Source organism: Cereibacter sphaeroides 2.4.1, assembly GCF_000012905.2.
Lineage (GTDB): Bacteria > Pseudomonadota > Alphaproteobacteria > Rhodobacterales > Rhodobacteraceae > Cereibacter_A > Cereibacter_A sphaeroides.
The window spans coordinates 643,011-656,755 of record NC_007494.2 but is presented as its reverse complement, the minus strand read 5'-3'; the positions used below and the strand labels follow the sequence as shown (position 1 = coordinate 656,755).

Sequence of the window (13,745 nt, the reverse complement as noted above, 5' to 3'; positions counted from 1 at the left end):
GGCGCAGTTTCGCGCGTGCGGGGCAGAGGGGAGGGGGCGAGCGGCCTCGTCCGGCCCGCGAAGCCGACGGTCCAGAGCGCCCGGAATTGGCTCCGGCCGCGACTCGGGCAACGGACCGGCATGGTGTGCCAGCCCTGTGGGAGAGAGCCGGGCGCGCGACCTTTCGGGCCGGGGAGTGCATGGTCCGCACCGGATACCGCCAAAGAAGGCGCCGCGCGCCGAGGAGCCGCATCCTTCGCGCTTCGCGAATGGCAGGGGCTCCGGCGCGTCCGGTTCTGGGTTCTCATCCCGGACATCCCTGCGACGGACTCAGGCGCGCGAGAGGGAGGTCCGGCGCGCCGGGAGGCCGCCGGCGAGGAACTCGGAGGCTCCTGCCCGGAGAAGCGACGAAAGCGCGTCCAGAATGGCCAGAGGCCCGGGCCGTTCCGGCCCGGGCCTCTTGAACGAATGGGGCAGGGCTTACTTCGGGATCTCGCCCGAGATGCCCTCGACATAGAAGTTCATGCCGAGAAGATCCGTGTCCGCCGCCGTCTCGCCCTCCGCGAGCCACGCCGAGCCGTCCTGCTTGTTGAGCGGGCCGGTGAAGGGATGATAGGTGCCCGCCCCGATGGCATCGTGAACTTCCATCGCCTTGGCCTTCACCTCGGCCGGAACGGCCTCGGTGATTTCGCCGATCAGCACCTCGCCGCCGCCGATGCCTTCCCAGGCGTCCGTGCTCTCCCAGGTGCCGTCGAGCACCATGCCCACGCGCTTGACGTAGTAGGGCGCCCAGTTGTCGATGATCGACGAGACCCGCGGCGAGGGCTTGTAGTTGGCCATGTCCGAGGCCTGACCGAAGCCGATCACGCCCGGCGTCTTGGCGGCCTCGGCCAGCGGCGCGGTCGAATCGGTGTGGGCGAGGATCACGTCCATGCCCTGCTCGATGAGCGCCTTGGCCGCATCCGCTTCCTTGGCCGGATCGAACCAGGTGTAGGCCCAGACGACCGAGATGGAGACGTCCGGGTTCACCTTCCGCGCATGGATGAACGAGGAGTTGATGCCCTGGATTACCTCGGGGATCGGATAGGAGCCGATGTAGCCGATCTTGTTCGACTTGGTCATCAGGCCGGCGATGGTGCCGCAGACCGCGCGGCCCTCGTAGAAGCGGGCGTTGTAGGTGGCGACGTTCGGATGCTCGCGCTTGAAGCCGGTGCAATGTTCGAACTTCACGTTCGGGAACTTGGCCGCGACATTGTTCGTCGCATCCATGTAGCCGAAGGAGGTGGTGAAGATGATGTCGCAGCCCGACAGCGCCATCTGGGTCAGCACGCGCTCGGCGTCGGAGCCCTCGGGCACGCTTTCCTGATAGATCGTCTCGACCCGGTCGCCGAATTCCTTCTCGACGGCCAGCCGGCCCTCGTTGTGCTGGAAGCTCCAGCCGCCATCCCCGATCGGGCCGACATAGACGAAGCCCACCTTCACCTTGTCCTTGGCCTGGGCCATCGCGACCCGGCCTCCCGCCAGCGACAGCGCGAGTCCCGAGGCGGCGCTCGCGAGAAGCGTTCTGCGATCCATTCTTTAGCTCCCTGTTCCTGCCGGACGCTGCCGGCCGATAGCTGCCTCAGCGCGAGGCGTGGAAGGTCTTGCCCAGCGAGGCCGGTGCCGCCGTGCTGCGGCGGCGGTCCGCGGACATGATGACCAGCACGAGGATCGTTATCAGATAGGGCGACATGGACAAGTATTGCACCGGGATCCGTGCGCCCGCCGCCTGCAGGTTCAACTGGAGGACGGTGATGCCGCCGAAAAGATAGGCGCCGAGCAGGACCCGCCAGGGCCGCCAGCTGGCGAAGACCACGATGGCCAGCGCGATCCAGCCCGCACCGGCGGTGATCCCGTCGGTCCATTGCGGCACCCGGATGAGGCTGAGATAGGCCCCGCCGAGCCCCGCCATCGCGCCGCCGAACAGGATCGCCAGCACCCGGATCCGCACCACATGGTAGCCGAGCGCATGGGCTGCCTCGTGATTCTCGCCCACCGCCCGCAGGACGAGGCCCGTCCGGGTGTGGCGCAGGACGAACCAGACCGCCGCCACCGCCGCGATCGAGAGATAGACCATCGCGTCGTGCCGGAAGAGCATCGTCCCGATCCAGGGGATGTCCGAGAGCGGGCCGAGGTCGAGCCGCCCGGTCGGCGGCGGTTTCACGCCCACATAGCTCTGGCCCAGAAGGCTCGAGAGACCGAGGCCGAAGAGCGTGAGCGCGAGGCCCGTTGCCACCTGGTTGGCCATCAGGACCTGCGTGAGGAGCGCGAAGATCAGGCTCAGCGCCGCGCCGCCCAGGGCCCCGCCCACGAAGCCCAGAAGCGGGCTTCCGGTCTCGACCGCCACCGCAAAGCCGCAGATGGCGCCGATGATCATCATGCCCTCGACGCCGAGGTTGAGGACGCCCGACTTCTCCACCACCAGTTCGCCGATGGCCGCAAGGATGATCGGCACCGAGGCCATCATCAGCGAGGCCACCAGCACGGCGGGATTGATGCCTCCGAGCAGGTCCATCAGGCGGCCTCCTTCCGGCTCGGGCGGATGCGGTAGTTGGACAGAAGGTCCACGGCGAGGAGGAAGAAGAGGAGCATCCCCTGGAAGGCCTGGATCGAGGCCGCGGGCAGGCCGAGGTTGGTCGAGGCATTGTCGCCGCCGACATAGGTCAGCGCCATGAGAAGCCCCGCGAGCAGGATGCCCACCGGGTTGAGCCGGCCGAGGAAGGCCACGATGATGGCGGTGAAGCCATAGCCCTGCGCGAAGTCGATCGAGATCTGACCGGCCGGGCCCGTCACCTCGAAGAGCCCGGCGAGGCCCGCGAGCGCGCCCGAGATCCCCATGCACAGGAGCACCAGCCGGTTGGGCGAGACGCCCGCGAAGCGCGCGGCCCGCGGCGCCTGCCCCGCAAGCCGGATCTGGAAGCCGAGGATATGGCGCTGCAACAGGATATAGGCCGCGATCACCGAGGCGAAGGCCGCGACCACTCCCCAGTGCATGCCCGTTCCCGCGATCAGCTCGGGGTTGGCCGAGGAAGCCCATTGCGAGAGGTTGCGCGAGCCGGGAAAGCCGCCGCCCTCGGGGTTTCGCAGCGCGCCCAAGGCCATCGAGGCGAGGATCGACTGCGCTACATAGACGAGGAGCAGCGAGACGAGGATCTCGTTCGTGCGGAATTTCGTGCGCAGGATCGCGGGGATCATGGCCCAGATCCAGCCGCCGAGCGCGCCCGCCACCACCATCAGCGGGAAGATCAGCCGGTTGTCGGCGGGATAGAGCGCAAGCCCCGCCGCGGCGCCGAAGATGGCGCCCATCATGTATTGTCCCTCGGCGCCGATGTTCCAGATCCCCGCCCGGAAGCCGAGGCTCAGGCCCACCGCGATCAGGATCAGCGGCCCCGCCTTCACCAGAAGCTGGCCGCGGAAATACCAGGCGAACTCTCCGAACAGCGGATCCCAGAAGATCGTGCGGATCGCCTCGACCGGGTTCTTGCCCAGCAGCGCGAACATGAGCCCGCCCGCGACCATCGTCAGCACGACGGCGAGAACCGGCGTTGCGTAGTTCCAGAACCGCGACGGGTTCGGGCGCTTCTCGAGCCTCAGCATGGGCGCGCCTCTGCGCCGTTACCCGTGAGCATGATGGGCCACCTCCATTCCATGCGCGCCGCCCATCATCAGACCGATCTCGTCGATGGTCAGCCCCTGCGTGGGTCGGGGAGCGCTCAGGCGGCCCTCGTTCAGCGCGGCGAAGCGGTCGGCGATTTCCAGAAGCTCGTCAAGGTCCTGGCTGATGACGACGACCGCCGCCCCCGCCGCGGCCCGGTCGAGGATCGCCTGCCGGATCGCCGCCGCGGCCGAGGCATCGACGCCCCAGGTCGGCTGGTTGATGACGATGACCGAGGGCTCCTGCGACAACTCGCGCCCCACCACGAACTTCTGCAGGTTGCCCCCCGAGAGGGCGCGGGCCGCGACCCAGGTGCCGGGGGTGCGCACGTCGAACCGCTCGACGATCTCGGAGGCGAAGGCGCGGGTGCCTGCCCAGTCGATGAAGCCGCGCCAGGTCAGCCGTTTGCGCACCACGCCCGAGAGGAGTGCGTTCTCGACGAGGCTCATGTCGGGTGCCGCCGCATGGCCCAGGCGCTCCTCGGGGGCGGCCACGAGGCCGCGCAGGCGCCGCTCGTTCGGCCCGAGGTCGCCCACGCCGCTCCCTTCGATCTGCACCGCATCGCGCGCAGCCCGCAGTTCGCCCGAGAGCGCGATCAGAAGCTCGTCCTGCCCGTTGCCCGCCACGCCGGCGATGCCCAGCACCTCGCCGCGGCGCACCTTGAAGCCGATGTCCTTGAGCGAGGTGCCGAAGGGGATGGGCGAGGCGACCGAGAGCCCCGCCACCTCCAGCGCCACCTCGCCCTTGGGCGTTGCATGCCGCTCGGGCGGGGTCAGGACGGCGCCCACCATCAGTTCCGCCATCTCGCGGGCCGAGCGCTCGCGCGGGGTGCAGGTCGCCACCACCTTGCCGCGGCGCAGGATCGTCGCCTCGTCGCAGAGCGCGCGGATCTCCTCGAGCTTGTGGCTGATGTAGAGAATCGCCGTGCCTTCGGACGAGAGCTGGCGCAGGGTCTGGAACAGGATCTCCACCTCCTGCGGGGTCAGGACCGAGGTCGGCTCGTCCATGATGAGGAGCTTCGGATCCTGCAGCAGGCAGCGCACGATCTCGACCCGCTGCCGCTCGCCCGCCGACAGATCGCCCACCATCCGGTCGGGATCGAGCGGCAGGCCGTATTCCTCGGACACCTGCCGGATACGGGCCGCCAGATCGCGCAGCTTCGGCGGATCCTCCATGCCGAGCGCCACATTCTCCGCCACGTTCATCGCCTCGAACAGGCTGAAATGCTGGAACACCATGGCGACGCCCGCCGCCCGCGCCTCGCGCGGCTCGCGCGGGGCGTAGTCCTGCCCGCGCAGGCGCATCCGCCCCTCGTCGGGCCGCACGAGGCCGTAGATCATCTTGACCAGCGTGGATTTGCCTGCGCCGTTCTCGCCGAGAAGCGCATGCACCTCGCCTTCCCGGATCGAGAAAGACACGTCCGAGTTCGCGACCACGCCCGGATAGGCCTTCGTCACTCCCTCGATCCGCAGAAGTTCCGTCATGACGCGATCTCCGCCCCCACCCTGCGCTTTTGCCCCAGCAACCCCACCGCGACGCCCAAGGCAATTGCCTGCGGATGCTTGCCCAAGGACTTGTCGCCGATCGGGCACACCATGTGCGCGATCTGCCCGTCCGAATGGCCAAGCGCGCGCAATCTGCCGCGGAAGCGGGCGGCCTTGGTGGCCGAGCCGATCACGCCGAGCCCGGCCGCGCCGCGCGACAGGATGCGATGGCAGAGCTCGAGGTCCAGCGCATGCGAGAAGGTGAGCACGAGATGCTCGGCATGGGGCGGCGCATGGGCCACCAGTTCCTCCGGCCGCGGTGTCCAGATCGCCCGCGGCCCCTCCGGCAGGATCTCGGGAAAGCGGTCGCGCGCCACATCGATCCAGGTCAGGGCGAGATCGGGCAGGGGGCTCAGCACCGCGACCAGTGCCCGGCCGACATGACCCGCCCCCCAGATCCAGATCTCCCGCTCGGGCAGGGCCAGAGGCTCGATCAGCCAGCCCTGCCGGATCTGCGCCGGAGGCCGCGCCCCCTCGCGCCGGGCGCGGTCCAGAAGGCGCCGCACCTCGAGCCCCATCGGCCGCCCGTCGAGGCTGCGCGCGACGAGCGGCCCCTCGATCCCGTCGAGGGCCGCCGCGTCCCAGACCTCGGTCACCAGCGTCACCGATCCGCCGCAGCACTGGCCGAGCGCGGGGCCGAGCGGCCTCCGGTCCACCCTGAGCCCGCCCTCCGCCAGAAGCGCGCGGGCCCGGGCGATGGCCTCCCATTCGAGCGCGCCGCCGCCGATGGTGCCCCGGGCTCCCCCGGCCCAGACCAGCATCGCGGCGCCGGGTCCGCGGGGTGCCGAGCCCTCGACGGCGCCCACCACCACGCGCGCCACGCGTCCGTGGCGGGCCACCGCGGCCCGCAGCCCCCCGAGGTCGAAGCCCTCAGCCACGCTGCCGCCTCACCGCGGCAAGGATCCGCTCGGGCGTCGCGGGCGCATCGAGCGCCGGATAGATGCTGCCGTCGCCGCAGGCCGCCACCGCCTCCGAGAGCGCCATCAGCACCGAGATCCCGAGCATGAAGGGCGGCTCGCCCACGGCCTTCGAGCGGCCCACGGTCTCCTCGGGGTTGGGCCGGTTCCAGAGCGCCACATTGAAGATCCGCGGCCGGTCCGAACAGGCGGGGATCTTGTAGGTCGACGGCGCATGGGTCCGCAGCCGCCCCTCGGCGTCCCAGACCAGCTCCTCGGTGGTAAGCCACCCGGCGCCCTGCACATAGCCGCCCTCGATCTGCCCCAGATCGAGCGCCGGATTGAGGCTCGTGCCCGTGTCATGCAGGATGTCCGCGCGCAGGATCCGGTTCTCGCCGGTGAGGCTGTCGATCGCCACCTCCGACACGGCCGCCCCGTAGGCGAAGTAGAAGAACGGCCGCCCGCGCCCCTTCAGCCGGTCCCAGACGATCTTCGGCGTCCGGTAGTAGCCGGTGGCCGAAAGGGGCACGCGCGCCTGATAGGCCATGGCCGCCACTTCGGCAAAGGAGAGATCCGCGCCGCCCACGCGCACGCGCCCCTCCTCGAACCGCACCTCCTCCGCCCGCGCCTGATGCCGCTCGGCCACCAGCTCCGCCAGCCGATCCCGCAGCGTGACGCAGGCCGCACGCACCGCCATTCCGTTCAGGTCCGATCCCGACGAGGCCGCCGTGGCCGAGGTGTTCGGCACCTTGCCCGTGTCGGTCGGCGTGATCTTCACCGCCTCGACCGGCAGCCCCAGTTCGGCCGCTGCCACCTGCGCCACCTTCTGGAACAGCCCCTGTCCCATTTCGGTCCCGCCATGGTTCAGATGCACCGAGCCGTCCTGATAGATATGGACCAGCGCCCCCGCCTGGTTCAGCCAGCTGAGCGTGAAGGAGATGCCGAACTTCACCGGCGTCAGCGCGATGCCGCGCTTCAGGATCGGGCTCTGCCGGTTCCAGTCGCCGATCTCGGCGCGGCGGCGGGCATAGTCCGCCCGCTCGGCGAGCTCCGCCACCAGCGCGTCGCCGATGAAATCCTCGACCGGCATGTGATAGGGCGTGGTCTGCACCCCCTCGGGCGCGGGCGGCGGCAGATCGTGCTCCATCGCCTCCGCCCCGCGCGAGGTCAGATCCACCTCCTCCGCCCCGAGCCGCGCCCGCGCCTCCGTCTCCTCCTCCTTCATTCTGGCGGAAATATCCCGGGGGTCCGGGGGCAGCGCCCCCGGCCTTCCCGCCGGATCCGCGGCACGTCCGCCCCCGACCTGCCCCATCGGCGCGTAGAAGTTCGCCTGCCGCACCGCCAGAGGATCGCGCCCCACCGCATGGGCCACATGGTCCATCACCCGCTCGATCCCGATCATGCCCTGCGGGCCGCCGAAGCCGCGGAAGGCGGTGGCGCTCTGGGTATGGGTGCGCAGCCGGTGGCTCTCGATCCGCACCGCGGGCAGGTGATAGGCATTGTCGGCATGGAGCATCGCCCGATCCGCCACCGGCAGCGACAGGTCCTGCGACCAGCCGCAACGGAAGAGATGGCGGAACTCGACGCCCGCGAGCCGCCCTTCGTCATCGAAGCCCGCGCGATAGTCGATCCGAAGGTCGTGGCGCTTGCCGGTGATCGCCATGTCGTCGTCGCGGTCGTAGCGCATCTTGCAGGGCCGCCCCGTCGCGCGGGCGGCCAGTGCGCAGGCGATGGCCAGCGCATTGCCCTGGCTCTCCTTGCCGCCGAAGCCGCCGCCCATGCGCCGCACCTCGACCCGCACCGCGCTCATGGGCAGTCCCAGCGCATGGGCCACCTTGTGCTGGATCTCGGTCGGATGCTGGGTGGAAGAATGGACATGCATGTCGCCCGCCTCCTGCGGCAGGGCGAGCGCCACCTGACCCTCGAGGTAGAAATGCTCCTGTCCCCCCACCTCCATCGTTCCCTCGATCCGGTGCGGGGCTGTGGCGATGGCTTCGGCCGCGCGGCCCTTCTCCCAGACGACGGGCCCCGCCTCGAAGCGGGCATTCGCGGCGAGCGCCTCCTCGACGGTCAGGATCGCGGGCAGGGGCCGGATCTCGGGGCGCGCGGCGCGCGCTGCGCGGCGGGCGGCGCGGTGGCTCTCGGCCACGACGAGGAAGAGCGGCTGGCCCACATACTGCACGCGGCCCACTGCAAGGAGCGGCTCGTCATGGGCCGAGGGCGAGCAGTCGGGCATCGGATCGAGATCGCCGGGCCCGATCACCCGCACCACGCCCGGCATCCGGCGCACCGGGTCGAGATCGAGGGTCAGGATCTCGCCATGGGCCACGGGCGACAGGCCGAAGGCCAGATGCAGCGTGCCGCGCGGGGTGGGCAAGTCGTCCACATAGCGCGCAGCGCCGGTGACGTGAAGCGGGGCCGCATCGTGCGGCAGGGCGCGACCGAGGCTCATGCCTCCACCTCCAGCACCGAGACGGGGTGGCCCTGAAGATCGTGGAAGGCGCGGACGAGAAGCGCCGCCGCGGCCTCGAGACGGTAGCCGGCCGAGGCGCGCATGTCGGAGAGCGGGGTGAAATCCTCGGCGAAGGCCGGGCGGGCCGCCTCGATCGTGGCGAGGGTCCAGGGGCGGCCCAGAAGCGCCGCCTCGACCGCCGCCGCGCGCTTCGGGATCCCGGCCATGCCGCCGAAGGCCAGGCGGGCCGCCGCGACGCGGCCCGCCTCGACCGAGATGTTGAAACAGCCGCAGACCGCCGAAATGTCCTGATCGAACCGTTTCGAGAGCTTGTAGCAGCGCAGCCCCGGTGCCTCGGTGGGGATCGTGACCGCCTCGACGAACTCGCCCGGGCGCCGGTCCTGCTTGCGGTAATCGAGGAAGAACTCCTCGAGCGGCAGGTCGCGGCGGGTCTCGCCCCGGCGCAGGTGCAGCGTGGCGCCGAGCGCGATCAGCGCAGGCGGCGTGTCGCCGATGGGCGAGCCGTTGGCGATATTGCCGCCGAGGGTGGCCGCGTTGCGGATCTGCACGCTGGCGAAGCGGCGCAGCAGGTCCGCGAGGCCCGGCAGGCGGGGGGCAAGTGCCGCGCGCAGGTCCGAGATGGTGACCATGGCCCCGACACGCAGACTGCCCGCCGCCTCCTCGATGCGGCGCAACTCGGGGATGGCGCCGAGGAAGAGGGGCATCGACAGGTCGCGCAGATCCTTGGTGACCCAGAGGCCCACGTCGGTGGCGCCTGCGATCAGCGTGGCCTCGGGATGGGCCTCGTAAAGCCGCGCGAGCTCCTCGAGGCTGGTCGGGCGGCAACCGGCTGCGGGGGGGCTGTCTGCCCCCCCGGGCCCGCCCGCGGGGCGGGCGTTCGCGGCCGCCCCTCCGGGGGAGGGGCTCTCGCCGCTCACGGTCCCCCCCGAGGATATTTGAGGCAGAGTGAAAGAGGGCAGCCAGTCGGGCGGAGGCGCCTCCTCGGCGGCGCGGGCGGCGCGGACGATGGGAGCATAGCCCGTGCAGCGGCAGAGGTTGCCCGCGAGCGTATCGTCATGGTCGCGGCAGCCGGTGGCATGGGCCGCGGCCATCGACATGACGAAGCCCGGGGTGCAGAAGCCGCATTGCGAGCCGTGATGGTCGATCAGCGCCTGTTGCACCGGATGGAGGCGGCCGTCGGGCGCGGCGAGGCCCTCGACAGTCCGGACCTCCTTGCCCTGAAGCTGGGGCAGGAACAGGAGGCAGGCGTTCAGCGCGCGGGGCCCGGTCTCGTCGGTCACCATCACCGTGCAGGCGCCGCAGTCGCCCTCGTTGCAGCCCTCCTTGGTGCCGGTGAGCCCGCGGTCCTCGCGCAGGAAGTCGAGCAGCGTCCGGGTGGGCTCCGCCGCGACGCTGAGGGGCGTTCCGTTCAGGATGAACGCGATCTCCGTCATGTGAAAACCTGCCGCCTTCTGTGGGTCCGGCTGCGCCGGTGCAGGCCACCCGATGCGGCGTAAAGCGGCCTGCGACAATTCGGACCCATCAAAGCCTGCCGGACCGCCCGATGGCAAGGGGGTCCTCTCGCCCGGCGCGCAGCATCTTTCCGCGGGAGAGCGGCTTCTGTAGGCTCCGCCCCATGTCGAACGCTCCCCGATTCATCCATCTGCGCGTCCATACCGAATATTCGCTGCTCGAGGGCGCGGTGCCGGTGAAGAAGCTGATCGGCCTCTGCACGGCCGCCGCCATGCCCGCCGTGGCGGTGACGGATACCAATGCCATGTTCGCCGCGCTGGAATTCTCGGTGCTGGCCAGCGGCGCAGGGATCCAGCCCATCGTCGGTTGTCAGGTCTCGGTCGCCTACGAGACGGCGGCGCTGGGCGAGCGGCCGAAGCCGCCCGCGCCGGTCGTGCTGCTGGCCCAGACCGAAACGGGCTACGGCAACCTCATGAAGCTCTCCTCCTGCCTCTATCTCGGCAAGGAGGGTGCGCTGCCGCAGGTGACGCCGTCCGAACTCGAGCGGCATGCGGAGGGGCTGATCTGCCTGACCGGCGGGCCGGACGGGCCGGTGGGCCGGCATCTGCGCGAGGGGCAGCGGGCGAAGGCCGAGGCGCTGCTGGGCCGCCTCGCCGCGATCTATCCCGGGCGGCTCTATGTCGAGTTGCAGCGCCATCCGGGCGAGGGCGGGCGGCTGACCGAGGCCGAGCGCGCGACCGAACCCGGGCATGTCGAGCTGGCCTATGCGATGGGCCTGCCGCTCGTGGCCACGAACGACGTCTATTTTCCGAAGCCCGAGATGTATGAGGCGCACGATGCGCTGATCTGCATCGCCGAAGGGGCCTATGTCGATCAGGTGGCGCCGCGGCGGCGGCTCACGCCGCAGCATTACTTCAAGTCCGAGGCCGAGATGGTCGCGCTGTTCGCCGACCTGCCCGAGGCGGTGGAGAACACCGTCGAGATCGCGCGCCGCTGCGCCTTCAAGGCGGCCAAGCGCCCGCCGATCCTGCCGCGCTTCGCCGATGACGAGGTGGAGGAGCTGCGGCGGCAGGCCAAGGAAGGGCTGGCCGCGCGCCTCGCCGTGATCCCCCATGCGGCGCCCGTCGAGGACTATGAGGCGCGCCTCTCCTTCGAGCTCGGCATCATCGAGCAGATGGGCTTTCCGGGCTACTTCCTGATCGTGGCCGACTTCATCAAGTGGGGGAAGGCCAACGGCATCCCGGTGGGACCGGGACGGGGGTCGGGCGCGGGCTCGCTCGTGGCCTATGCGCTGACGATCACCGACCTCGACCCCTTGCGTTACCAGCTTCTCTTCGAGCGGTTTCTGAACCCCGAGCGGGTGTCGATGCCGGACTTCGACATCGACTTCTGCATGGACCGGCGCGAGGAGGTGATCCGCTACGTCCAGGAGAAATACGGCCGCGACAAGGTGGGGCAGATCATCACCTTCGGCGCGCTCCTCTCGAAGGCCGCCGTCCGCGACGTGGGGCGCGTCCTCCAGATGCCCTACGGGCAGGTGGACCGGCTGTCGAAGATGATCCCGGTCGAGGGGGTGAAGCCCGTCTCGATCCAGAAGGCGCTGGCCGACGAGCCGCGGCTGCGCGAGGCCGCGAAGACCGAGGAGGTGGTGAAGCGGCTTCTGGACTACGGGATGCAGATCGAGGGGCTTCTGCGCAACGCCTCGACCCATGCCGCGGGCGTGGTGATCGGCGACCGGCCGCTCGACGAGCTGGTGCCGCTCTATCAGGATCCGCGCTCGGACATGCCGGCTACCCAGTTCAACATGAAATGGGTGGAAGCCGCGGGGCTGGTGAAGTTCGACTTCCTCGGCCTCAAGACGCTGACGGTGATCCAGAACGCGATCGATCTGATCCGCGGCACGGGGCGGCCCCTGCACATGGCTGCGGACGGGCGGGTGCTCTACGATCCGCCGCCGGGAGCCGAGAACGACATCGGGCATATCCCGCTCGAGGACAAGGCCACCTACGAGCTCTATGCGCAGGCCAAGACCGTGGCGGTGTTCCAGGTCGAAAGCTCGGGCATGATGGATGCGCTGCGACGCATGAAGCCCACCTGCATCGAGGATATCGTGGCGCTGGTGGCGCTTTACCGGCCGGGGCCGATGGAGAACATCCCGGTCTATTGCGAGGTGAAGCACGGGCTGCGCGATCTCGAGAGCCTGCATCCGACCATCGACCCGATCCTGAAGGAGACGCAGGGCATCATCGTCTATCAGGAACAGGTGATGCAGATCGCGCAGGTCATGGGGGGCTATACGCTCGGCGGCGCGGACCTTCTGCGCCGCGCCATGGGCAAGAAGATCGCCGAAGAGATGGCCAAGGAGCGCCCGAAGTTCATCGAAGGCGCAAAGAAGACCCACGGAATCGACGCGAAGAAAGCCGGCGAAGTCTTCGACCTGCTTGAGAAATTCGCGAACTACGGCTTCAACAAGTCCCACGCCGCCGCCTATGCGGTCGTGAGCTACCAGACCGCCTGGCTGAAGGCGAACCATCCGGTCGAGTTCATGGCCGCGGTGATGAACTGCGATATCCACCTGACCGACAAGCTCGCCGTCTACAAGCGCGAGGTGGACAAGCTCGGCATCCGCACGGTGGCGCCCTGCGTGAACGCCTCGCTCGCCACCTTCACGGTGCGCGACGGCGCGGTGGTCTATGCGCTCGGCGCGCTGAAGAATGTGGGTGTCGAGGCGATGCGGCTCATCGTCGAGGCCCGCGGCGACCGGCCCTTCGCCACGCTCTTCGACATGGCGCGGCGGGTGGAGCTGAAGCGGATCGGCAAGCGTCCTCTCGAGATGCTGGCGCGCGCCGGGGCTTTCGACGCGCTCGACCGCAACCGTGCCCGGGTGTTCGAGGCGCTGGATGCGCTGGTGGCCTATTCCGCCGCCATTCACGAAGCGCTAAATTCGAGCCAGGTGTCGCTGTTCGGCGAAGCAGGGGCGGACATCCCCGAGCCGCGGCTGCCGTCGCGCGACGACTGGCTGCCGGTCGAGCGACTGGCGCAGGAGCATCAGGCGATCGGCTTCTATCTCTCGGGCCATCCGCTCGACGATTACATGGGGGCGCTGAAGCGGCGCAACGTCACCACGCTTGCCGCGCTGACCGATCTGGCGCAGCGGGGGCCCATGGTGGCCAAGCTCGCCGGTGCCGTCTCGTCGCGGCAGGAGAAGAAGTCGGCCAAGGGCAACCGGTTCGCCTTCGTCCAGCTTTCGGATCCGACGGGGCTCTACGAATGCACCGTCTTTTCGGATGTGCTCGAGCAGGCGCGCGACCTGCTGGAGCCGGGCGGCCATGTGGTGCTGACCGTCGAGGCCACGCTCGAGGGCGACAGTCTGAAGCTCCTCGCCCGCGGGGTCTCGCCGATCGATGCGGTGGCGGCCGATGCGGGCGCGATGAGCCTGCGCGTCCATCTCGACCGTGCCGAGGCCGCGGCCTCGGTGGCGGCGCTGCTGGCCCGTGCGCAGGGCCGCGCCCGGGCGCCGGTGCGGATCTGCGTCCGCGATCCGTCGGGCGGGCAGGAGATCGACATCGAGCTCGGTCAGGATTTCGCCGTCTCGCCGCAGATCCGCAGCGCGCTCCGCGCCGTGCCGGGTGTGGAGATGGTCGAGGAGATCTAGCCCGCGCCTATGGCTCGACGGCGAGAGCAACGGCCCGCAGCTGGGCCGATCC

The 13,745-nt window shown here is 69.9% G+C and carries 8 protein-coding genes; 1 reads left to right on the top strand and 7 read right to left on the bottom strand.

What is annotated here, in order from left to right; translation table 11 throughout:
* Window positions 1-459: 459 nt before the first annotated feature.
* From RSP_RS18435 to xdhA, 7 genes are read right to left on the bottom strand one after another with little or no spacing between them, the layout of a single operon-like run.
* The gene (locus tag RSP_RS18435; RefSeq protein WP_011339413.1) at window positions 460-1,554 is read right to left on the bottom strand and encodes a BMP family ABC transporter substrate-binding protein; all 1,095 of its coding nucleotides are present in this window, start codon (window positions 1,552-1,554) and stop codon (window positions 460-462) included.
* Window positions 1,555-1,600: 46 nt separating this feature from the next.
* A complete protein-coding gene (locus tag RSP_RS18430; protein ID WP_009564218.1) occupies window positions 1,601-2,533 on the bottom strand; it encodes an ABC transporter permease in 933 nt (310 codons plus the stop codon).
* The gene (locus RSP_RS18425) at window positions 2,533-3,615 is read right to left on the bottom strand and encodes an ABC transporter permease (protein WP_011339412.1); all 1,083 of its coding nucleotides are present in this window, start codon (window positions 3,613-3,615) and stop codon (window positions 2,533-2,535) included. Before RSP_RS18425 ends, RSP_RS18430 begins: the two co-directional genes overlap by 1 nt.
* 18 nt (window positions 3,616-3,633) lie before the next feature.
* Window positions 3,634-5,157, bottom strand: a complete 1,524-nt coding sequence (locus RSP_RS18420; protein WP_011339411.1) for an ABC transporter ATP-binding protein — start codon at window positions 5,155-5,157, stop codon at window positions 3,634-3,636.
* Window positions 5,154-6,095, bottom strand: coding sequence for a xanthine dehydrogenase accessory protein XdhC (gene xdhC, locus RSP_RS18415; RefSeq protein WP_011339410.1), 942 nt, complete (start codon window positions 6,093-6,095; stop codon window positions 5,154-5,156). The genes RSP_RS18420 and xdhC overlap by 4 nt, the downstream gene beginning before the upstream one ends.
* On the bottom strand, window positions 6,088-8,565 hold the full coding sequence (locus RSP_RS18410) for a xanthine dehydrogenase molybdopterin binding subunit (RefSeq protein WP_011339409.1): 2,478 nt from the start codon (window positions 8,563-8,565) through the stop codon (window positions 6,088-6,090). Before RSP_RS18410 ends, xdhC begins: the two co-directional genes overlap by 8 nt.
* Window positions 8,562-10,019: a xanthine dehydrogenase small subunit gene (gene xdhA, locus RSP_RS18405; protein ID WP_011339408.1), complete on the bottom strand. Its 1,458-nt coding sequence runs from the start codon at window positions 10,017-10,019 to the stop codon at window positions 8,562-8,564. The genes RSP_RS18410 and xdhA overlap by 4 nt, the downstream gene beginning before the upstream one ends.
* A gap of 182 nt (window positions 10,020-10,201) precedes the next feature.
* Between xdhA and dnaE the strand changes: the two genes are divergently transcribed.
* Window positions 10,202-13,693 carry a DNA polymerase III subunit alpha gene (dnaE, locus tag RSP_RS18400; RefSeq protein WP_011339407.1) on the top strand — a complete coding sequence of 1,164 codons (3,492 nt, stop codon included), beginning with the start codon at window positions 10,202-10,204 and terminating at the stop codon, window positions 13,691-13,693.
* The last annotated feature ends 52 nt before the right edge of the window (window positions 13,694-13,745 follow it).

Bases quoted from the DNA above. Each gene is read 5' to 3' on its own strand.
- xdhA (WP_011339408.1), bottom strand. From the start codon at position 10,019: ATGACGGAGATCGCGTTCATCCTGAACGGAACGCCCCTCAGCGTCGCG.
- dnaE (WP_011339407.1), top strand. From the start codon at position 10,202: ATGTCGAACGCTCCCCGATTCATCCATCTGCGCGTCCATACCGAATAT.
- RSP_RS18420 (WP_011339411.1), bottom strand. From the start codon at position 5,157: ATGACGGAACTTCTGCGGATCGAGGGAGTGACGAAGGCCTATCCGGGC.
- RSP_RS18435 (WP_011339413.1), bottom strand. From the start codon at position 1,554: ATGGATCGCAGAACGCTTCTCGCGAGCGCCGCCTCGGGACTCGCGCTG.
- RSP_RS18425 (WP_011339412.1), bottom strand. From the start codon at position 3,615: ATGCTGAGGCTCGAGAAGCGCCCGAACCCGTCGCGGTTCTGGAACTAC.
- RSP_RS18410 (WP_011339409.1), bottom strand. From the start codon at position 8,565: ATGAGCCTCGGTCGCGCCCTGCCGCACGATGCGGCCCCGCTTCACGTC.
- RSP_RS18430 (WP_009564218.1), bottom strand. From the start codon at position 2,533: ATGGACCTGCTCGGAGGCATCAATCCCGCCGTGCTGGTGGCCTCGCTG.